The organism is Pseudomonas sp. P9_35 (genome assembly GCF_034008205.1).
Taxonomy (GTDB): domain Bacteria; phylum Pseudomonadota; class Gammaproteobacteria; order Pseudomonadales; family Pseudomonadaceae; genus Aquipseudomonas; species Aquipseudomonas kilonensis.
In genome coordinates this window covers 1818266-1837261 of record NZ_CP125373.1, presented here as the reverse complement: position 1 = coordinate 1837261, position 18996 = coordinate 1818266, and the positions used below count along the sequence as shown (strand labels likewise).

The following is an 18996-nucleotide window of genomic DNA, read 5'->3' as shown; positions in this document are numbered from 1 at the left end:
TTGGCAAGGCTCATGAGAAGGCTCGTATTTCCATGTCGGACGGGCGACAAGGCACCGTCAGTCTGTGCTCGCCATTGAGCGAGCACTGCGAATGATCAACAGGTAATACGAGTATCTGGAGGACGGGCGTGACGGCAATGCCAGAGCGCCCAAAAGGCCAGCTCGGAGGGCAACGCATTGAGGGTTGGGGCCATGGCAGGCGTGAACCGGCCGACCGGATCGACCGCGGCAGATGAGGGGTATTGGAATGCCAGGGGCCAACCGTCCATGAGCGCATCACAGGAAACACATCGGACAAGCGTCCCATGGCACCCAGGGAGGTTAAACCTGGATTTGATGGAGCTTGGATCGCAGCTAACTAAACATAGGCAAACCAAACAGTCGTTGATCAACACGTCGTGTTCCCTACATTATCTGTCCCGTTCCCGACCATGAAAGCGCCTGCCTGGCATTCTCTTGGCACGTTCGTTCCGTTAGGATCGTCAGCCTGGTTTGCGCAAAATCCGCGCAAGGAGCACAGCGAGAGACAGAACGGATGCTGAACAGTAACTCCCTCAGAAAGCTCGACATGCAAGACCTCATGGTGTTTAGCGCCGTGTACGAGCAAAGCAGTGTCACCGGCGTGTCCGAGGCATTGTGCGTCAGTCAGTCAACCGTCAGTTATTGCCTCAAGAAACTGCGAACCTGCTTCGAAGACGAGCTATTCATCAACACCCGCACCGGCATGCGCCCCACCTATAAGGCCGAGGGCATGTACGACCATGTGCGCGCCATTTTGCAAAGCATCAACCTGTGCCATGCTGGTACACCCACCTTCGATCCGACCCGGCAAGCCATTACCTTCAATATTTGCGCACCGGAATATTTCGAACAGCTGATCCTGCCGCAACTGCTGCAAGGCTTCGATTACGCCAATCTGCCGGTGGTGGTGAACGTGCACAAGCTCGAAGCCGACATCCCCGCCGAAGAGTTGCGCGACGGCAGCCTGGACCTGGTGATCTGCTTCGGCCCGAACTTCCACAGCAACCATGCCGATTTCAAATCCCGGCAGTTGCTGGAGGAAGACCTGGTTTGTGTGGTGGATAAACGGGCGACGCCACTTGAGCCGCAACTGAGCCTTCAGTCTTTCGTACGGCGTCGACACGTGTTTCCGACGCCCTGGTCGTCAGCGACCAACATGGTGGACGGTTGGCTGTCGCAGCAGACGCATCAACGCCAGATTGCCGCCCGCGCCAACAGCTACAGTGCCGCACTGAAGATGATCACCGGCACCGACTTCATCCTGACCCTGCCCCGCCGCATCCAGAAACTGCTGGCCAACGAGGCGATCTTCAATCATCACGAAGCGCCCCAGGGCCTGCCGGGGTTCACCCTGAACATGCAGTGGAGCCTGGCCGGCGATCAGGACAGTGCCAACGCCTGGCTGCGCGAACAGATCATCAAGGCCTGCGCCGCCCGCAACACCTGATCGTTATTGACCGATCAAGTCCTTGGCATACGGGCCTCGATCGATGTCGAGGATTTCCACGCACAGTTGCACGCTAACGTCGGCCGGCCATGGCCCCAGTTCCTGGATCACGGCCAGCAGGCTATCGGCCAGCTGCTTCTTGATTTCCGGCGAGCGACCGCTCAGCAAGGCCAGCTTCACGTGCACGAAGCCCCGCTCGCCCAGCCCCGTGCCCACCCGGAAAGTCTCGAGCTTCACGGCCCGGCTCTTGATGTCCAGCTCGGCAGCGAATTGACCGGAAGCCACCAACGCATTGTTCAGGCGCAGCAATGCGACATCCGCCTTCAGCTCAGGCAGGTTGGCGGTGTACTCCATGTGCAGGTGAGGCATGTGTTCGACTCCGATTCGAAAATATGACAAGGGGATTTCAGCCGTCACAACCTTACCTCGACTTTAAACGTTGGGGCAGGTTTTGTTTCGCTGCGGGCCGGTGTCAGGGTTGCACCAAGCCCCCACGCTCGCCCATGAAGGCCTCCAACCGCGACCGCAACCAGCGCTCGGCCGGGTCACTGTCGACATGGCTCAGCCAGACCATGGACAAATCCAGGGTCGGGGTCTTGAAAGGAAAGGGTTCGTCGAACAGTTGCCCCGAAGCCGCCATGGCGGCGGCGGTATAGTCCGGCAAGCTGGCGATCAGGTCAGTGCCGGCCAGCAATGCCGGCAATGCGCTGTATTGCGGCACCGACAGCACGACCTGGCGTGTGCGTCCGATCTCGGCCAGCCATTCATCGGCAAACCCGGCAACGTTCGCGGTATGGGACACCAGCACATGAGGCCGCGCGCAATACTCGTCCAGGGTCAGCGGCGTGTCCGACGCATCGGCGCGCAACACGCGGGGCTGGATGTGTCGCAACAATTTGCGCTTGGCGTTGGCCGGCAGCCCGCGCGTCTGGCTGATGCCCACGGTGATGTCGCCTGACGCCAGCAAATCGGGGATGCGCCAGTAATCGACGTGCTGCACCACGAACACGATTTGCGGCGCTTCTTGCCGCAGGCTGCTCAGCAGGGGTGGCAACAGGCCGAACTCGACGTCGTCCGACAGGCCGATGCGAAACGTCATGGTGCTGCTGGTGGGATCGAAATCGTGGGTCAGGCTCAAGGCCACTGACAGCGAATCGAGGGCCGGTGATAGATGCCGGATGATTTCTTCAGCCCGGGCCGTCGGCTCCATGCGGTGGCCGACGCGAATGAACAACGGGTCGTTGAACATCTTGCGCAAACGATTGAGGGCCGAGCTGATGGTCGGTTGGCCCAGGAACAGTTTTTCCGCCACCCGCGTCACGTTACGCTCAAGCATCAGCGTTTCGAAAACCACCATCAGGTTGATGTCGGCCTTGCGCAATTCGTTGCGGTTCATCCACTGCCCTCGATCCTTGATGGGATGCAGTGTAGAAACGCCAGGGGCTGCGCGTCTATGCGCAAAAAGGCTAAGCGCCTGTGTAATACCGTCAAATAAATTGGAAGAGGCACCCTGCTTTTGTGGCGAGGGAGCTTGCTCCCGCGGGGCCGGTCCGACGCTTCGGGCGAAGCGGCCCCAAGATTTTGCGGTTGCTGCGCAACCGAGCGGGAGCAAGCTCCCTCGCCACAATGAAAAAGCCCTACCTCACGATCAGCGACTTCAGCCCCAGCGCCATGACTCGCTCATCACCCCCCAACCCCAGCGCCTTGGGGCTGATGGCATCGGGCAAATGGAAATGCACGCGCAACGCCCCATCCGCGCCTATCGCTTCACGAATGGCCGGTGTCAGGGGCAGTTCAAGGGTGTTGTCTTGCAGGCGCGTGAACTGCGTCGACAACGCCGCCACACCGTTGATCGAGACGTCCACTCGCTGGCGCGTATGCAGGGGGGGCTGCACGAACGCCGCCGCGTCGATCGAGAGGACGCGCGCTTCTGGCGCAATGCGCAAGACAATCTCTGCCTCGGTCCCTTCCGACCAGGTACCCCAATCCTCGACGCGTCCCCAGCCGTCGACCAACATCGCGTTGATTCGGCTGAACACCTGGCGCTCGCCGATCTTCACCTGCACATCCAGCGTCTCATCGGCAAGCGGTGGGCATTGGGCACATGACTTCCAACCCGGCGCCAGCACCACGAGGCCATCGATACGGGTCAATAGGTCGGTCTGGCGATTGACGGTCTTCGCCGCCTGAAGCGCGGCGCCAGGGTCGAGGATGTACAGCGAATCCGCTGCATACTCGCCGCTGGCAAGCATCTGCGCGGCGCTGCGCTGGGCTTGTTCGATCTCACGGGTGCCCATCCGTCCCAGGTACACGCCATCGGTTTCCAACCCATGCTTCAGGGCGTATTGGCTGGTCAGCAGCCAATTTTCCGGCTGGTTCTGCGGCAGCAGCGTCCGGACTTTCGAATAATGGCTGGCCGCACTGGCCCAGAACGGATCATTCATGGACGTGGGCCAACTGGAGGCGGCCGGCATCATCCGGCTCTGGCGCAGGCCGGCCCATCCAGCGCGGGTATCCAGGATTTGCACCAGCAGGGCGATGGCCAGCAGACACGCCGCCGCCCGTGGTTTGTTGCCGCGGATCACCAGGAAAATGACGGTAAATACGATGGCGTAGAACACCGGCCAGAACATCCGGCCGGCCGCACGAAAGACGTTTGCCAGGAGTTCAAGGGGTTTGGGCAGCCAGTAATGCATATTCTGCATGCCGATGCCGAGCTTGTTGGTCAGCGCAAACAGCGTCAGCCCGATCAATGCCAACAGCAACAGCCGCCTGTGGCGCACGGCATTCGCCAAACCGGTGTTGCCTTGCAGCAACACCACGCCGGCGCAGATCGCCAGCAGGAGGACGCCCAAGCCCAGGTAATTGAAACCTTCGTAGTCCCCGGGGCCCTGGGGCATATCGCGCAAGGTGTATGACCAGCCACTGGGGTTGACCAGCGACATCACGTTCAGACGGTACAACCCAAAACCGCCTGCCACGGTCCCGCCACCCACGCTGAAATAAGCCGCTTGCCAGCAGCAGAACGCGACCAGCAAAAACAAGCCACCCAGCTCGATCCAGGCATCGCGTCGGGACAACCGGCCCTTGATGGCCTGGCTGGCAAGGTCAGCCAACCAGATCAGCGCCACCATGGCCAACAGGTAGGCATGCACCAACGCTGTCGCGGCCAACAGCACGCCCCAGGCCAGCCGCCGCTTCTGCAAGCCCGGTCGTAGCGCCAGGTACAAGGCCGCCAGGATCAGGAAATGCCCGGACAACGACAGATGCCCGCCCATGCGCAGAAACATCGGCGGCGAGAACACAAACAACCCGGTCCCCAACAGCCTGATCCACAGAGATGGCGTCAGCAGACCGACCAATTTCCAGGCGAACCAGGCTTGCAGGATGAAGCAGGCCAGCAACCACAGGCCAAAATACTGGAACGTCTCGGGCAGCCAGGCACTGAAGGGTTTGAACAGGAACGCCAGCAGCGGGTTGGAGTCGGAAAAAATGATGCCGTTGCCCAATTCCAAACCATAGGAAGGGTTCATGCCCAACGGAAAGGTCCAGGGCGAACTGCGGAAAAACGCCCAGCCCATATAATGGGTCGCCGCATCGCCCTCCCCCAACCAGCCGATGTTCGTCGGATCCAGTACCCGCGGGCCGATCACCAGCAGAAACGCCAGCGCACCCAACAGGATGGGCAACAAGCAAACCCAGTAACGCTCACCACGAACGGTCATCGATACGTCCAGAAATTATGCAGGATGAAGGTGAACACCGGGATAATCAGCGCCACGGCTGCTATGCCCGCCAGGTAATCCAGGCCGACGCGCTGGGCCACCCAGGCCACCAGCATCGCCAGCCCCAACCCGCCGATCGAGACCACCACGAAACGGCCGAGGGTGCGGCCATGCAAGCGGCTGGAAAAGCTCCAGAGGGTGTTGATCAGGTACGACACCACGGTCGCCACGACAAAGGCGAAACCATTGGCCAGTGGCGGGTTCGCCAGGATCAGGTGCACGAACAGCACCGCAGCCACCACATGCACCGCCGTGACGAGCAGGCCGGTCATGGCAAAGCGCAAGGCACGTCGCAGCAACGGCGAGTGCGTCCAGGTCACGGCTTCTGCGCCAGGCAGAACACCGTCAGGCCGGCCATACGATTGGCGCCCATGAACGGACGCTCCAGGCTGCACAGTGACCTCAACACGCCATTGACCAGCGGATGATGCCGCGCAAGCTGCGACTTGGCCAGGGCTCCGGACGCCTTGCGCTGCAACAGGCGCAGACCGGCGGCAATGGGAAATACCAGGCCGAAGTAATACGCACCTTGCTGGACCTGCAGACCGGCCTGCGCCACGACACTTTCCAGCTGCTTGAGGGTGTAGCGGCGCTTGTGCTCGAGAAAATCATCATGCCCGCTCCAGAGAAACTGGAACGCCGGCACGGTGATCAGGAAACGGCTGCCGGACGGCACTTTGTCGACGTAGGCCTTGAGCAGCCCCACGTCATCGTCCACATGCTCCAGCACGTCCATCAGCAATACCAGGTCAGCGTCCAGCGTGTCGATGGCACGACGGTAGCGGACCGGTTTACCGGCGGTGCTGGCGTCGGAGTCGGCCGGGTAACTGATGTCCACGCACCAGGCCTGGGCCGTTGCGGTATGGGTCAGCAGGTGATGGGAAAAAAAGCCCGACCCGGCGCCCACGTCCAGCAGTGTACTGGCCGAGGTGCCCTTGAGCATGTGCAGCATGGCGCGCGCCTTCGAGCGGTAGTACCAATGCTGCCCGATCTCGGGGCCCAGGATGTCGGTTTCCTTGAGGTCCATGGTCAGTCCTTGGCGTCATAGATGCGCCGCACCAGGAAAACCGGTCGACGCTTGGATTCGATGTAGGTGCGGCCCAGGTACTCACCCAGCACGCCGATGCCGATCAGTTGCAACCCGCCCAGGAACGTGACCGCCACCATCAGCGAGGCATAGCCCGGCAGGTCAACCCCGGAAATCAGGGTCCGAAGCACGATGAAGATGGCGAACGCAAAGGACACCAGCGACACGCAAAGCCCCAGGTACGTCCAGATACGCAGCGGTTCGGTGCTGAAGCTGGTGATGCCTTCAAGGGCAAAATTCCACAGGCGCCAGCCGTTGAATTTGCTTTCACCGGCGGCCCGCTCAGGCCTGACGTAATCCACGTAGGTGGTGCGGAATCCTACCCAGGCAAACAGCCCTTTCATGAAGCGCCGCGATTCAGGCAGGGTTTGCAGGGCATCGACCACACAGCGATCCATCAAGCGAAAATCGCCAACATTCTCCGGCAGCTTGTGGTCGGCGATTTTATTGTGCAGCCGGTAGAACCCGTTGGCGGAAACCTGCTTGGCCCAGGAGTCGGAGTCGCGGTTGATCCGATGGCCCAGCACCACTTCGGCACCGTTGCGCCAATGGGCAATCATTTCCAGGATCACTTCGGGAGGGTCTTGCAGATCGACATCGATCGGCACCACCGCCTGGCCGCGGGCGGCTTGCAGGCCGGCACTCAACGCCGCTTCCTTGCCGAAGTTGCGACTCAGGTCGACGACTCGGATGCGCGGATCGGTCTTCTGCCGTTCCAGCAGCAGCACCAATGTGTCGTCCACGCTGCCGTCGTTGACGAACACCAGCTCCAGGCTCACCAGCGATTCATGGGCAAAGACCTGGTCGATCCTGGCCATGAACACATCGATGGACTGGACTTCGTTGTAGACCGGAATGACAAGCGAAAGCGCTAGACGACCCTGCAGATCCGTTCCTGGATATTCAGTCACTTGATGGCTCTTTTTCTTATAGTGTTTTCAGTCCCATCGGCTTGCGGCCCTAGGCGTCGAAACGTATTAAGCAGGACCGAGCAGGGCAACGCAAGGATCAAGCCCGAACTTCCAGCCGACCACATGTTCGCAACATGACTTTTTCCATGGAAGTAGTCGAACGCCCGATCCAGGCTCATTTCCGGCAATATTTGATAACCAATGGAAACGAATTTCCCGTAGCCAAAACCAGCCACTTGGCTAGGCTGGCAGCCACATGTCCAACGCATGTCTTGACTGAATGAATCGCAGGGAGCGAACCGATGTATTTTGAAATCTATCGACAGACCCGAGGCACCCCGAGCACTGGAAAAGGCCAATGGCGCTGGCGCTTGAGAGCCGGCAACCACGAAACGATCGCCAGCGGCGAATCCTATGTGAACAAGAGTGACTGCCTTCACGTCATCGGGCTGATCAAGAATGTCCAGGGCGAAACGCCGGTAAAGGAGATCTAACAGCGCCGCGCGGGCCCTGTAGGAGCTGGCGAAGCCTGCGATCTCTTGATCTTGATCTTTCGCCTGAGATTCAAGTGTCAGGGAAAAGATCGCAGCCTCGTTGCACTCGACAGCTCCTACGCAGCTCCTACACCGGTTTAGCTTTTTTTTGCTGTAACGAAAGTTTTCAGGCAGGTAGGGTATGCGGACTAAAGCAGGAGGCTGGTGCAATGACTCGATCAATCCATAATCGCGACTGGCTGGTACGGGCGCCCGAATCGAGGAAAATGGAACGCATCGAGGCCTATTTCAGCGGGCATGGCTACACCACCCATCGCCACGACACCTACGCCATCGGAATCACACTTTCCGGCGTGCAGAGCTTCAACTATCGCCACAGCAAACGCCACAGCCAGCCCGGCGGCACCGTCGTCCTGCACCCGGACGAGGTGCACGATGGCGAAGCCGGGACGAGCGAGGGTTTTCGCTACCGGATGCTCTACATAGAACCGTCGCTGATCCAGCAAGTGCTGGGGGGCAAGCCATTGCCCTTCATCGGAGGAGGATTGTCCAACGACCCTCGCCTCAACATCGCGACCCGTCGACTATTGAACGGCCTGGATCATCCCCTCGACCCGCTGGAGGAAGAGGACGCCATCTACGATATGGCCCAGGCACTCGACATCGCGGCCGGCAGCCGACGTGGGCGGCGGCTGATCGACTACCCGGCGGCGGAGCGTGCCCGCCTGTTCATCCACGATGCCCTCCACCAGGCGATCACACTGGATGACCTGGTGCAGGCCAGCGGCCGGGATCGATGGAGCCTGTCCCGGGATTTCCGGGCACTTTACGGCACCAGCCCCTATCGCTACATCACTCAGCGCCGCTTGAACGAAGCCCGGCGCCTGGTATTGCATGGCATGCCGTTGAGCGAAGCAGCCCTGGCCTGTGGTTTTTTCGATCAGAGCCACATGACCCGACTGCACACCCAGGCCTTCGGTATTTCACCGGCACGCTGGCTGAAAATGCTGCGCTGAAGGCAGAGGCTGCGCACGGCAAAAAGCTGCACGATCATCCAATACGCACCCAGGCTCCGACAGTAAGGTACAGCTCACCACCCACCTGAAGAGCATGCCTCGATGACCCACTACGCCCCCATCAACTTCGCTCAGAAATACGCACTGTTCCACGAACAATGGGCACCGAAAGTCGTGGCCGAAATGAATGACTACCAATTCAAGATCGTCCGGCTCGAAGGCGAATTCATCTGGCACGCCCACGCCGACACCGATGAAACCTTCATCGTGCTGGAGGGCGAGTTGCGTATCGACTTTCTCGACGGTGCGGTGACCATAGGGCCGGGCGAAATGTACGTGGTCAAAAAAGGTGTCGAGCACAAACCCAGCGCCGCACACGAAGTGAAACTGCTGTTGATCGAGCCTCGCGGCGTCCTCAATACCGGCGAGCAAACCAATGAGCGAACGGCAGTCAATGATGTGTGGATCTGACTGAGCCAGGCTCAATCGTATTCAGCTTCCTGGTGATCGCCCAACAACCGTCGCTGACGAGGTGTCGCGGCGGCCAAGACCACAGGGTTGAACTGCCAATGCAAGTAAGGTGAGAACTTCTGCGCGACCATCCGCCGGCCATAGTGCACTTGGAGCATGTAACGCGTGCGGTCGGCGGTCCGGTTGTCGCTGCCGGCGTGCCATAACTCACTGCGCAGTACCAGCACATCGCCCGCCCGGCATAGCACGGGCTGCGCGGGGCGCCCCTGCCATTGCGTTTCGCCCTTCACTGGCGCCCGACCGGCTTTGTGGCTGCCCGCAATGACCTGGGTCGGGCTCAAGTCGGCGTCGATGTCATCCAGGTAAAACTGCGCGGTAAAAACCTGCATCGGCAGTTCAAAGCCAGGGTCGGCCAACAACCCTGGCGGCAATTGCATCACCAGATAATCCAGGTGCAACGGCGCCCCGGTAAAACCGGGACGGCAGCGCCAGGCCGTTTGACCGATGACATGGCAATCATCGCCCAGGGCCGCCTCGGCCAGCTCGATCACCCCGGCCACATCCAGGAACGGCAGCCAGAACGGATCGCGATTGAACACACATTTGTAATGATCGATGACGCCGCTGTAGTCCCAATGCTGGGGCTTCAACTGGTCGATGGCATGGCGCAGGTCGGCGATCTGCCGGGCATCCAACACGCCCTGCATCAGGACGAAACCGTCCTGGTGCAGGGCTCTCAGGCGATCGTCGATGGACACGACCGCATCCGTCTCAAGTGCGGAAGCGGCCGGTCAGTTCTGCCAGGTTTCTCGACAGGCCGGAAAGCTGCTGGCTGGCATGCATGCTCTGGGCAGAATTTGCTGCCGCTTCGTTGGACAAGTCGCGGATGTCGGAGATGTTGCGGGCGATTTCTTCGGTGACACTGCTCTGCTCCTCACAGGCGTTGGCGATCTGCGCGGCCATGTCGTTGATCCGCTGAATCGAGCCACTGGTGCCGCTGAGCACCTGATCGACACCCGCCGCACGTTCGACGCTGTCACGGGCCTTGCTGCTGCCGACCTGCATGGCTTGCACGGCCCTGGCGACACCGCTTTGCAGCCGTTCGATACGCACCTGAATGTCCTTGGTCGAATCCTGGGTACGCGCCGCCAGGGCCCTGACTTCATCGGCCACGACAGCGAAACCGCGGCCTTGCTCGCCCGCCCGTGCCGCCTCGATGGCCGCGTTCAGCGCGAGCAGGTTGGTCTGTTCGGCAATGCCCCGGATCACCTCGAGCACGGCACCGATGCTGGAGGTTTCCTGGGCCAGTGCCTCAATGGTGCCCGAAGCGCTCTCCACTTCCTGGGCCAACTGACGGATCGATTCGATGGTGCTGCTGACGACCGCGGTGCCGTCACGAGACTGGCTGCTGGCTTGCTGGGCGGCGTCCGACGCGTTCATGGCATTGTGTGCCACCTCATGCACCGCGGCGCTCATCTGGGTCGCCGCAGTACTGACCTGGTCGAGCGCCGCGTGTTCGCTGCTGATCAACTTGTCATTGGTCGCGGCCATATTCGCCATGGCCCGAGCGGCGGCATCCACCTCCCCGGTCACGCGGCCCACTTCGGCAATCAACGGCTGCAGCTTATCGAGGAAGCGGTTGAACGCGCTGCCAAGCTGGCCCAACTCGTCAGCCGAACGCACCTCAAGACGGCCCTTCAGATCGCCACCGCCCTCGGCGATCTGTTCAACACGGTGCAGCAGTCGACGCATTGGGCGCAGCACGACCATGGGCAAGGCCACAATCAGCAGGATGCAACCCAGCAGACCCACCAACAAGATACCGCCCTGCTGCACCCCAACAGCCTGGCCATGGTCAATCGCCGCTTGCCCCTCGCGCAGCGATGCTTCGTCTTCCAGTTCACCGAGCTTGTCGATGGCATCGCGCATGGTGTCGAACTTACTTTCACCGTCACCAAAACTCAGCGCACTGGCCGCCTGCGGATTGCTCGCGGCCTGCTCGACCACCTGCCGCGAAACCTGCGACCACTGTGCAAAACGGTCATTGAACTGACTGACCAGCGCCAACGCCTCGGCACTCGGCTGCATCGCGGCATATTTCTGCACACGATCATAAGCTTGCTTCAGATTATCCCGATGACTGGCACGCAGTGCCTCGGAATGACTGCCCGCATTGCCCCCAAGCAGACTGCGCTCGGCAACAAAGGCCTGGTAGAGATCACGATCGGCGTTGAGCAACAGGCTGATGGCCGGCAGGTAGCGCTTGGTCAATTGCGTGCTCGACTCAGTCACCTGGCTAATGCCACGCATGCCCGACCACCCCATCAGCACCAACAGCAACGCCAGGAACGCAATGGGCAGGGTGATTTTCCAGCGAAAGCCCAGATCGGCAAAAAACCGCGGCATGGGGTGTCACTCCTTTCATGGGGATTAACTGGCCTATCGGCAGCCATGCCTTGAGCTATAGACCATTAGTCCAATTGTTACAAAGCTTTGGGTGTTGGAAATGCCGTGGTTATGCGGGTTATGGAGGGGGTTTGGGCGGGATAAAAAGCTGGGGGAACGCAATTGCAGCGGGGACTTTTCTGACATTTCCCGCCCACATAATTCAGGGAATTTTCTGACTCATCATCTGATTGATGATTTCTCCAGCGCGGCCCTATAGTCCAAATGTCGCTCGTAAAAGCGGCTTGGGTTTGGCGACTCAATGACAAATGGTAAGAAAGCCCTCAATCAAGCGGAGTTTGAAATGAATAGATACATGGCTCTTACCAGCAATGCCGACGATCAACCCCTCTTCGTCGATACCTCTGCGCCTTTGCACATCCTGCTCGACACGGCGGGCTATAGAATTCGCGCGGTCACCCAGCTTTTAGAGAACCTCGCCATGCGAGGGGACATTCCGAGTGATTCAGTGGTCCTCCAGGACTTTGCACAGCTGTGCTGCATCTCCTTGAGGGATGGCTGCGACGTGCTCGACGTCATAGCCCGACGATTGGATGCAGAACCTGTCTAGGGATAATACTTGTCAGTCAGACGTAATGTCTGTGGGAGCAAAGCTTGCTCGCGATAGCGGTAGAGTCGCCAATATCGTTGTCGGCTGGCTTACCTCAATCGCGAGCAAGCTTTGCTCCCACAGGATTTACGCCAGACTGACAGATGACGAAAACGAAAAAGCCCCTGAAATGTTCAACCATTTCAGGGGCTTAGTCATACACAATAATGGCGGAGAGATAGGGATTTGAACCCTAGGTACTGTCGCCAGTACAACGGATTTCGAATCCGTCCCGTTCGGCCACTCCGGCATCTCTCCAGTGGCGCGCATCATACCAGCACATTCGCCGGAAGCGAACCCCCGAGCGAAATTTTTTCCGTGCTATCAGATGCTTGCGTCGATTACAGCGGCACACCCAGGCGCTGGGCGACTTCTTCGTAGGCTTCGATGACGTCACCGAGGCCCTGGCGGAAGCGGTCCTTGTCCATCTTCTTCTTGGTGTCCTTGTCCCAGAGGCGGCAGCCGTCCGGGCTGAATTCGTCGCCCAGGACGATGGAGCCGTCACTGAACACACCGAATTCAAGCTTGAAGTCCACCAGCAGCAGGCCGGCGTCGTCGAACAGCTTGGTCAGTACTTCGTTGACCTTGAGGGACAACTCCTTCATGCGGACCAGTTGCTCGGCGGTGCCCCAACCGAATGCCACGACGTGGGATTCGTTGATGAACGGGTCGCCCTTGGCGTCGTCCTTCAGGAACAGCTCGAAGGTGTAAGGGTTGAGCTTCAAGCCCTCTTCCACACCCAGGCGCTTGACCAGGCTGCCGGCGGCGTAGTTACGCACGACGCATTCGACCGGGATCATGTCCAGCTTCTTGACCAGGCATTCGTTGTCGCCCAGCAGCTTGTCGAACTGGGTCGGCACGCCGGCGGCTTCGAGCTTCTGCATAATGAAGGCGTTGAACTTATTGTTCACCATGCCCTTGCGGTCCAGCTGTTCGATACGCTTGCCGTCGAACGCCGAAGTGTCGTTGCGAAACAGCAGGATCAAGCGGTCAGCGTCGTCGGTCTTGTAAACCGACTTGGCTTTGCCGCGGTAGAGTTCTTCACGTTTTTCCATGATGGGCTCCGCTTGCTAAGTAGTGGGCTAGGCGATATGTCGCCAGTCGAGCCCTGAATCTTGATCGGCCAGTTGCAGCCAGTCCGGGTCGCACCCGAGGGTGTCGACAAAACATTGCCGGGCCAGCTGCGGCAGGTTGTTCTTGCTGCTCAGATGGGCCAGGACCAGGTGTTGCAGGCCTTGCCAGCCCAACTCGGCCACCAGGAACGCTGCCTGGTGGTTGTTCAAATGCCCGTATTCCCCGCCTACCCGCTGCTTGAGGAAGTACGGGTAGTAACCACGCGCCAACATGTCGCGGCAGTGGTTGGACTCGATCATCAACGCATCGAGGTCCCGGTAACTGTCCATCACCCTGTCGCAATACGACCCCAGGTCGGTCAGCAGCCCAAAGCGCCGCTCGCCGTCGCTGAACACATATTGCGTCGGTTCCCGGGCATCGTGCGCCACGCTGACCACGCTGATATCCAGGCAACCGATGCGCAGTTGCTCGCCACCGGCCACGAACCCGGCCGGCTCGATGGGTTTGCGCAGGCCTTCCAGTGTCCCACGGCTCAGGTACACCGGCAGATTGTAGCGCCGAGACAGCAAACCCACGCCATGCACGTGGTCGGCATGTTCGTGGGTCACGAGTATCGCGCTCAGTTGCGCCGGGTGCACACCCAGGCGCAACAGGCGCTTCTCGGTTTCCCGCAGGGAGAAACCACAATCGACCAACACATACGTGCCGGCGCTGGCTACCAGCGTGCCGTTCCCTTGGCTACCGCTGCCGAGAACGGCAAAACGCATCGGATCAGCCCAGGTTGTCCTGAATCACGCCCAACACCTTGCGGGCCACATCGGCCGGCGCCACGGTGTTGATGTTCTTCTCGACGGTGACCTGGACGTTGTCGCCGACCTTGCTCAGGCGAACCTGATAACGCTCGGCGCGGGCTTCGATTTCTTCCTTGTCCGGCTTGCTGCCGAACAGGCCACTGAAGAAGCCAGGCTTATCGTCTTTCTTCTCGGCCTTTTCAGCGAGGTTGATGTAGTACAGGCCCAGGCTGCGGTTGATGTCTTCAACGCGCCATTCGCCCTGCTCCAGCGCACGGCCAACGCTCGACCAGGCACGGTCCAGGTCGGAGCCGACGTTGAGCACCGGGTTGCCGCTGCCGTCTTCGCTCAGGCTGACGCGGCTCGGCGCATCGAACTCCTTGGAGGCCAGCATCGAGACCGAACCGCCCTGCTCCGCGTTACGGCTCATGCTGGCGAGCATGTCGTCCACCAGCGCAGCGTCGAGGCCGGTATTGACCGAACGGTTGCTGAAGGCCACGTCGGCGGTGCTGCCAGCAGGTCGCTCGGCGCTGACCACATAGACTTCACTGGTGTTGCGCTGCACGCCCGGCTCGATACGCACCCGCACGCGGGTTTCGCTGTCGGCAGCAACGCCGGCGGCGCTCATGCGCTTGGCCATGGCGGCGGACAGTTCATCGGAGCGCTGCCAGGTGGTGGTGAATTCGCCAGTTTGTGGGCGCTGTTCGTCCAGGCGGAAACCGTTGTCCTGGAAGAACTGGATCGCCACCGGCCAGACTTCGGCCGGTGGATGCTGGCCCATGACCCAGCTGGAGTCGCCGCTCTTCTGCAGGGTGTAGTCGCTGGCATCGGCCACGGCCGACAGCGGCTGTGGACGTGGGACGATGTATTCGCCCTTGACGCTGTCGTCGGCTACGTTGCGCGGGATCGGCAGCAGCGGATCGAGGCGCTTGGCAACGCTGACATCTTGCGGCAGTTGCATCGGTGCAGTCTGTTGCGCCTGCAGGTAATCGCTACCACGGTCGCGGAAGTAACCTTCCGGCCCCCAGATCCATCCGCAGCCGCTGGTGCTGGAGATAATCAAGGCAAGTGCGGAAAGTCCGGCCATTCGCTTCATGCGTTGTACTTCCTCAATTAAACCAGGACGCCGGACTGGCGCATGGCCTGCCGCAGCGGTTCGTGACAGGGGGTGCTCAGCCAGGTCAGTGGCAGGCGGATGCCTTCGTGCATCAGGCCCATTTCAACCAAGGCCCACTTCACCGGAATCGGGTTGGCCTCGAGGAACAGGTCCTTGTGCAATGGCATCAGTTTTTCGTTGATGGCCCGTGCGGTCTCGGCGTCGCCCTTGAGCGCGGCCTCGCACAGGTCGGCCATTTCGCGCGGAGCAACGTTGGCGGTGACGGAGATGTTGCCCTTGCCGCCCAGCAGGATCAGCTCGACCGCGGTCGGATCATCGCCGGACAGCACGATGAAGTCCTTGCTCACGCCATCGAGGATGGCCTTGGCGCGCTTCATGTCGCCGGTGGCTTCCTTGATGCCGATGATGTTCGGCACGGTGGACAGGCGGATCACGGTCTCGGCCTGCATGTCGCAGGAGGTGCGGCCGGGAACGTTATAGAGGATCTGCGGGATGTCGACGGCTTCGGCAATGTGCTTGAAGTGCTGGTACAAGCCTTCCTGGGTCGGCTTGTTGTAGTACGGAACGACCAGCAGGCAAGCGTCGGCACCGGCTTCCTTGGCGTTGCGGGTCAGCTCGACGGCCTCGCGGGTCGAGTTGGCGCCGGTGCCGGCGATGACGGGAATGCGCCCGTTGACCTGCTTGACCACGGCACGGATGACTTCGATGTGCTCATTGACGTCGAGGGTTGCCGACTCGCCGGTGGTACCGACAGCGACAATGGCATGGGTGCCGTTCTCAAGGTGGAAGTCCACGAGTTTGCTGAGGCTGGCCCAGTCAAGATGCCCTTGTGCATCCATGGGTGTGACCAGTGCCACCATACTGCCCGCAATCATGAAACCGCTCCTGCCGGAAAAAGAGAGCGGTAATGGTACTGGCGCCAAGATGCTTGTACAAGCGAACTACCATTCCCCTTGGCGATGGTTTTCGCTACCCTTCAGGCTTTGATCGGTACCGACAAGCTCATACGCCGGTTTCCAGCCTCCGTTTTCGTCGCCGCAAGCCCCGATCCCGGGTTTGTCCTGGTGCGTTCCTGCTGTCATGGAATGCAGCGCAACCCCGGGCACAAGGCTTGAGCCGTTCGTTTCTCAGGGCCTGGCGCTGTATCGAGCGGCAACAGTACCGACCGCTCATCGCTTTAGGAATGCTGCATGTCCACCCCCACAGTCCGCGAACAATTCCTTGTTATCAGTGCCCTTGGCGCCAACCCCATGGAGCTGACTAACGTCCTGTGCCGCGCCAGCCATGAAAATCGCTGCGCCGTCGTGACCTCACGCCTGACCCGTCATGGCGAATGCAGTGCACTCGTGCTCGAGATCTCCGGCAGCTGGGACGCCCTGGCTCGCCTGGAAGGCAGCCTGCCGGCGCTGGCCAAGAAGCATGCCTTCACCGTCAACGTGGTGCGTAGCGCCGCGCTGGAGAACCGTCCCCAGGCCCTGCCCTACGTGGCCTATGTGAGCTCGGCCTATCGTCCGGACATCATCAACGAGCTGTGCCAGTTCTTCATGGACCATCACGTCGAGCTGGAAAACCTGACCTGCGACACCTACCAGGCCCCACAGACCGGCGGCACCATGCTCAATGCCACGTTCACCGTGACCCTGCCGGCCGGCACCCAGATCAGCTGGCTGCGCGATCAGTTCCTGGATTTCGCCGATGCGATGAACCTGGATGCCCTGATCGAACCGTGGCGCCCACAAAACCCAATGTAAGGAAGCGTTCATGGCCGTTGCAGTCGACCAGCCGGTTACCGATTTCCAGGCACCCGCCACCAGCGGGCAGACCATCAGCCTCGCCGCCCTCAAGGGTAAACAGGTGGTGATCTACTTCTACCCCAAGGACAGCACCCCGGGCTGCACCACCGAAGGCCAGGGTTTTCGGGACCAGTATGCGCAGTTCCAGGCCGCCAACACCGAAGTGTTCGGCGTCTCCCGGGACAGCCTCAAGTCCCACGAGAACTTCAAGTGCAAGCAGGAATTCCCGTTCGAGCTGATCAGCGACAAGGACGAGGCCGTCTGCCAGCTGTTCGACGTGATCAAGCTGAAAAAGCTCTATGGCAAGGAGTACCTGGGCGTTGATCGCAGCACATTCCTGATCGACAAGAACGGCGTGCTGCGCCAGGAATGGCGTGGCGTGAAGGTGCCGGGGCATGTGGATGCGGTGTTGGCGGCGGCTCAGGCCCTCAACAAGGGCTGAAATTTTCGCTGCCTGTACTGGCGCTATCGCGAGCGAGCTCGCTCCCACACTGGATTGGTGGTGTTAATCAAATCCCTGTGGGAGCGAGCTTGCTCGCGATGGGGCCAAAAGCCTCACCCCATTACCCAAGCTACAACAACGGCGCCACCACCGGCTCCTTGCTCGGCCACGCATCCAGCACCGCCTTGAACAGCGTCGCCAGGGGAATCGCAAAGAACACCCCCCAGAACCCCCACAGCCCGCCAAACAGCAGCACCGCGCAGATGATCGCCACCGGATGCAGGTTCACCGCCTCGGAAAACAGCAGCGGGACCAGCACGTTGCCGTCCAGCGTCTGGATGATCCCGTAGACCGCCATCAGGTAGATGAACTGATCGCTCCAGCCCCACTGGAACAGCGCAATCAAGGCCACCGGCACGGTCACCACCACGGTGCCGACATAAGGCACTACCACCGAGATGCCCACCAGCAGCGCCAGCAAGGCGGCGTAATTGAGCCCCAGGGCGACGAAGCCGATGTAGGTCACGCCACCGCAGATGAAAATCTCGATGACTTTGCCGCGAATGTAGTTGGCGATCTGCCGGTTCATCTCCTGGGCCACCCGGGTAATCAGCGCTCGCTCACGCGGCAGGTAGCCTCGGACCCAACGGCCGATCATTTCCCGGTCCTTGAGGAAGAAAAACACCAGGATCGGCACCAACACCAGGTAGATCATGATGTTGACCAAAAGCGGCAGGCTGGACAGCGAAAACGTCAGCGCCCACTGGCCGAACTTGCCAATCTGGCCGCGCACGACTTCAATGGCTTGCAACACCTGCTCGTCGGACACCAGGTGCGGATAACGCTCGGGCAACAGCAACAGCACGGACTGCCATTTGGCAAGCATCCCCGGCAACTCGTTGAAGAGCGTCACCAACTGGTGCCAGAGCAGCGGCACGATCACGATTATGAACACCAACAACAAGCCCATGAACAGGGCGAACACCAAGCCCACCGCCACCGCACCCGGCAACCGCAAGCGCTCCAGGGTCGTGACCAACCCTTGCATCAGGTACGCCAGCACCATCCCCGCCAGCACCGGCGCCAGCATGCCGCCCAGGGTGAGCACGGCGGTAAAGGCCAGGAATAGCAGCACTGCCAGGACCACAGCTTCTTCATCGGAGAAGTAGCGCTGGATCCAGTCGCGTAACACTTTGAACATTAAAAATCCTTAAGAAACGCTGTCGGTTTTCAGGCCTTTTTCAGCCAGTAACGGTAGACGCCGTTATCGTCTTCTTCACGCAGCAGCGTATGACCGGCCAATCGGGCGAAGGTGCGGAAATCACGCTGCGAGCCCGCGTCCGTGGCGATCACCTTGAGCACACTGCCGCTGGCCAGGCGATTGAGTTCCAGCTTGGCCTTGAGCAACGGCAACGGACAGTTCAGGCCGCTGGCGTCCAGTTCGGCATCGTGGGCTACAGCATCAGTCATGGGTTCACTCCGCGGCAGATCG

General features: G+C 60.5%; 21 protein-coding genes, 1 tRNA gene and 1 pseudogene. 7 read left to right on the top strand and 16 right to left on the bottom strand.

The window, feature by feature from the left end:
- Window positions 1-535 precede the first annotated feature (535 nt).
- Window positions 536-1468 (top strand): LysR family transcriptional regulator, encoded by a 933-nt coding sequence (locus QMK47_RS08215; RefSeq protein ID WP_320390035.1) that lies wholly within the window; start codon window positions 536-538, stop codon window positions 1466-1468.
- Between the two features lie 3 nt (window positions 1469-1471).
- Here QMK47_RS08215 and QMK47_RS08210 read toward each other — a convergent pair whose 3' ends face one another.
- The 6 genes from QMK47_RS08210 to QMK47_RS08185 form a co-directional block, all read right to left on the bottom strand.
- Window positions 1472-1837: a 5-carboxymethyl-2-hydroxymuconate Delta-isomerase gene (locus QMK47_RS08210; RefSeq protein WP_214512073.1), complete on the bottom strand. Its 366-nt coding sequence runs from the start codon at window positions 1835-1837 to the stop codon at window positions 1472-1474.
- Window positions 1838-1940: 103 nt separating this feature from the next.
- Window positions 1941-2864 (bottom strand): LysR family transcriptional regulator, encoded by a 924-nt coding sequence (locus QMK47_RS08205; RefSeq protein ID WP_253472254.1) that lies wholly within the window; start codon window positions 2862-2864, stop codon window positions 1941-1943.
- Window positions 2865-3105: 241 nt separating this feature from the next.
- Window positions 3106-5193: a DUF6311 domain-containing protein gene (locus tag QMK47_RS08200; protein ID WP_320390034.1), complete on the bottom strand. Its 2088-nt coding sequence runs from the start codon at window positions 5191-5193 to the stop codon at window positions 3106-3108.
- On the bottom strand, window positions 5190-5525 hold the full coding sequence (locus QMK47_RS08195) for a GtrA family protein (protein ID WP_212800680.1): 336 nt from the start codon (window positions 5523-5525) through the stop codon (window positions 5190-5192). The genes QMK47_RS08200 and QMK47_RS08195 overlap by 4 nt, the downstream gene beginning before the upstream one ends.
- Before the next feature lie 44 nt (window positions 5526-5569).
- Complete coding sequence (locus tag QMK47_RS08190; RefSeq protein WP_320390033.1) at window positions 5570-6280, bottom strand: class I SAM-dependent methyltransferase; 711 nt, start codon at window positions 6278-6280, stop codon at window positions 5570-5572.
- Window positions 6281-6282: 2 nt separating this feature from the next.
- Window positions 6283-7251: a glycosyltransferase family 2 protein gene (locus tag QMK47_RS08185; RefSeq protein ID WP_214512077.1), complete on the bottom strand. Its 969-nt coding sequence runs from the start codon at window positions 7249-7251 to the stop codon at window positions 6283-6285.
- A 302-nt stretch (window positions 7252-7553) separates the two neighbouring features.
- On the opposite strand from QMK47_RS08185, the gene QMK47_RS08180 reads away from it, so the two are divergent.
- The 3 genes from QMK47_RS08180 to QMK47_RS08170 all read left to right on the top strand — a co-directional run bounded on the left by QMK47_RS08180 (window position 7554) and on the right by QMK47_RS08170 (window position 9232).
- Window positions 7554-7745: a YegP family protein gene (locus tag QMK47_RS08180; protein ID WP_014337049.1), complete on the top strand. Its 192-nt coding sequence runs from the start codon at window positions 7554-7556 to the stop codon at window positions 7743-7745.
- Window positions 7746-7954: 209 nt separating this feature from the next.
- Window positions 7955-8761 (top strand): AraC family transcriptional regulator, encoded by an 807-nt coding sequence (locus QMK47_RS08175; RefSeq protein WP_014337048.1) that lies wholly within the window; start codon window positions 7955-7957, stop codon window positions 8759-8761.
- Between the two features lie 102 nt (window positions 8762-8863).
- On the top strand, window positions 8864-9232 hold the full coding sequence (locus QMK47_RS08170; protein WP_258690544.1) for a cupin domain-containing protein: 369 nt from the start codon (window positions 8864-8866) through the stop codon (window positions 9230-9232).
- Window positions 9233-9243: 11 nt separating this feature from the next.
- On the opposite strand, the gene QMK47_RS08165 is transcribed toward QMK47_RS08170, so the two are convergent.
- From QMK47_RS08165 to QMK47_RS28685, 3 genes and pseudogenes are all read right to left on the bottom strand, one after another.
- Window positions 9244-9990: a phytanoyl-CoA dioxygenase family protein gene (locus tag QMK47_RS08165; RefSeq protein WP_320390032.1), complete on the bottom strand. Its 747-nt coding sequence runs from the start codon at window positions 9988-9990 to the stop codon at window positions 9244-9246.
- A 13-nt stretch (window positions 9991-10003) separates the two neighbouring features.
- On the bottom strand, window positions 10004-10783 hold the full coding sequence (locus QMK47_RS28690) for a methyl-accepting chemotaxis protein (protein ID WP_413817779.1): 780 nt from the start codon (window positions 10781-10783) through the stop codon (window positions 10004-10006).
- Between the two features lie 78 nt (window positions 10784-10861).
- Window positions 10862-11638 (bottom strand): annotated as a pseudogene (locus tag QMK47_RS28685) (MCP four helix bundle domain-containing protein); the annotation flags it as partial.
- Window positions 11639-11981: 343 nt separating this feature from the next.
- Here QMK47_RS28685 and QMK47_RS08155 point away from each other — a divergent pair.
- Window positions 11982-12248 carry a short-chain dehydrogenase gene (locus QMK47_RS08155; RefSeq protein WP_253478440.1) on the top strand — a complete coding sequence of 89 codons (267 nt, stop codon included), beginning with the start codon at window positions 11982-11984 and terminating at the stop codon, window positions 12246-12248.
- A 207-nt stretch (window positions 12249-12455) separates the two neighbouring features.
- On the opposite strand, the gene QMK47_RS08150 is transcribed toward QMK47_RS08155, so the two are convergent.
- From QMK47_RS08150 to dapA, 5 genes are all read right to left on the bottom strand, one after another.
- Window positions 12456-12545, bottom strand: a tRNA-Ser gene (locus tag QMK47_RS08150).
- An 83-nt stretch (window positions 12546-12628) separates the two neighbouring features.
- Window positions 12629-13342, bottom strand: coding sequence for a phosphoribosylaminoimidazolesuccinocarboxamide synthase (purC, locus tag QMK47_RS08145; protein ID WP_024616118.1), 714 nt, complete (start codon window positions 13340-13342; stop codon window positions 12629-12631).
- A 27-nt stretch (window positions 13343-13369) separates the two neighbouring features.
- Window positions 13370-14128: an MBL fold metallo-hydrolase gene (locus tag QMK47_RS08140; RefSeq protein WP_214512083.1), complete on the bottom strand. Its 759-nt coding sequence runs from the start codon at window positions 14126-14128 to the stop codon at window positions 13370-13372.
- A gap of 4 nt (window positions 14129-14132) precedes the next feature.
- Window positions 14133-15248 (bottom strand): outer membrane protein assembly factor BamC, encoded by a 1116-nt coding sequence (gene bamC, locus QMK47_RS08135; RefSeq protein WP_253472240.1) that lies wholly within the window; start codon window positions 15246-15248, stop codon window positions 14133-14135.
- A gap of 17 nt (window positions 15249-15265) precedes the next feature.
- Window positions 15266-16144 (bottom strand): 4-hydroxy-tetrahydrodipicolinate synthase, encoded by an 879-nt coding sequence (dapA, locus tag QMK47_RS08130; protein WP_253472239.1) that lies wholly within the window; start codon window positions 16142-16144, stop codon window positions 15266-15268.
- 315 nt (window positions 16145-16459) lie between these two features.
- Between dapA and QMK47_RS08125 the strand changes: the two genes are divergently transcribed.
- Window positions 16460-17020, top strand: a complete 561-nt coding sequence (locus tag QMK47_RS08125) for a glycine cleavage system protein R (protein ID WP_214512086.1) — start codon at window positions 16460-16462, stop codon at window positions 17018-17020.
- 10 nt (window positions 17021-17030) lie between these two features.
- Window positions 17031-17504, top strand: a complete 474-nt coding sequence (locus QMK47_RS08120) for a peroxiredoxin (protein ID WP_024616115.1) — start codon at window positions 17031-17033, stop codon at window positions 17502-17504.
- A 130-nt stretch (window positions 17505-17634) separates the two neighbouring features.
- On the opposite strand, the gene QMK47_RS08115 is transcribed toward QMK47_RS08120, so the two are convergent.
- Complete coding sequence (locus QMK47_RS08115) at window positions 17635-18705, bottom strand: AI-2E family transporter (RefSeq protein ID WP_014337033.1); 1071 nt, start codon at window positions 18703-18705, stop codon at window positions 17635-17637.
- Between the two features lie 29 nt (window positions 18706-18734).
- Window positions 18735-18974: a sulfurtransferase TusA family protein gene (locus tag QMK47_RS08110; RefSeq protein ID WP_014337032.1), complete on the bottom strand. Its 240-nt coding sequence runs from the start codon at window positions 18972-18974 to the stop codon at window positions 18735-18737.
- Between the last annotated feature and the right edge of the window lie 22 nt (window positions 18975-18996).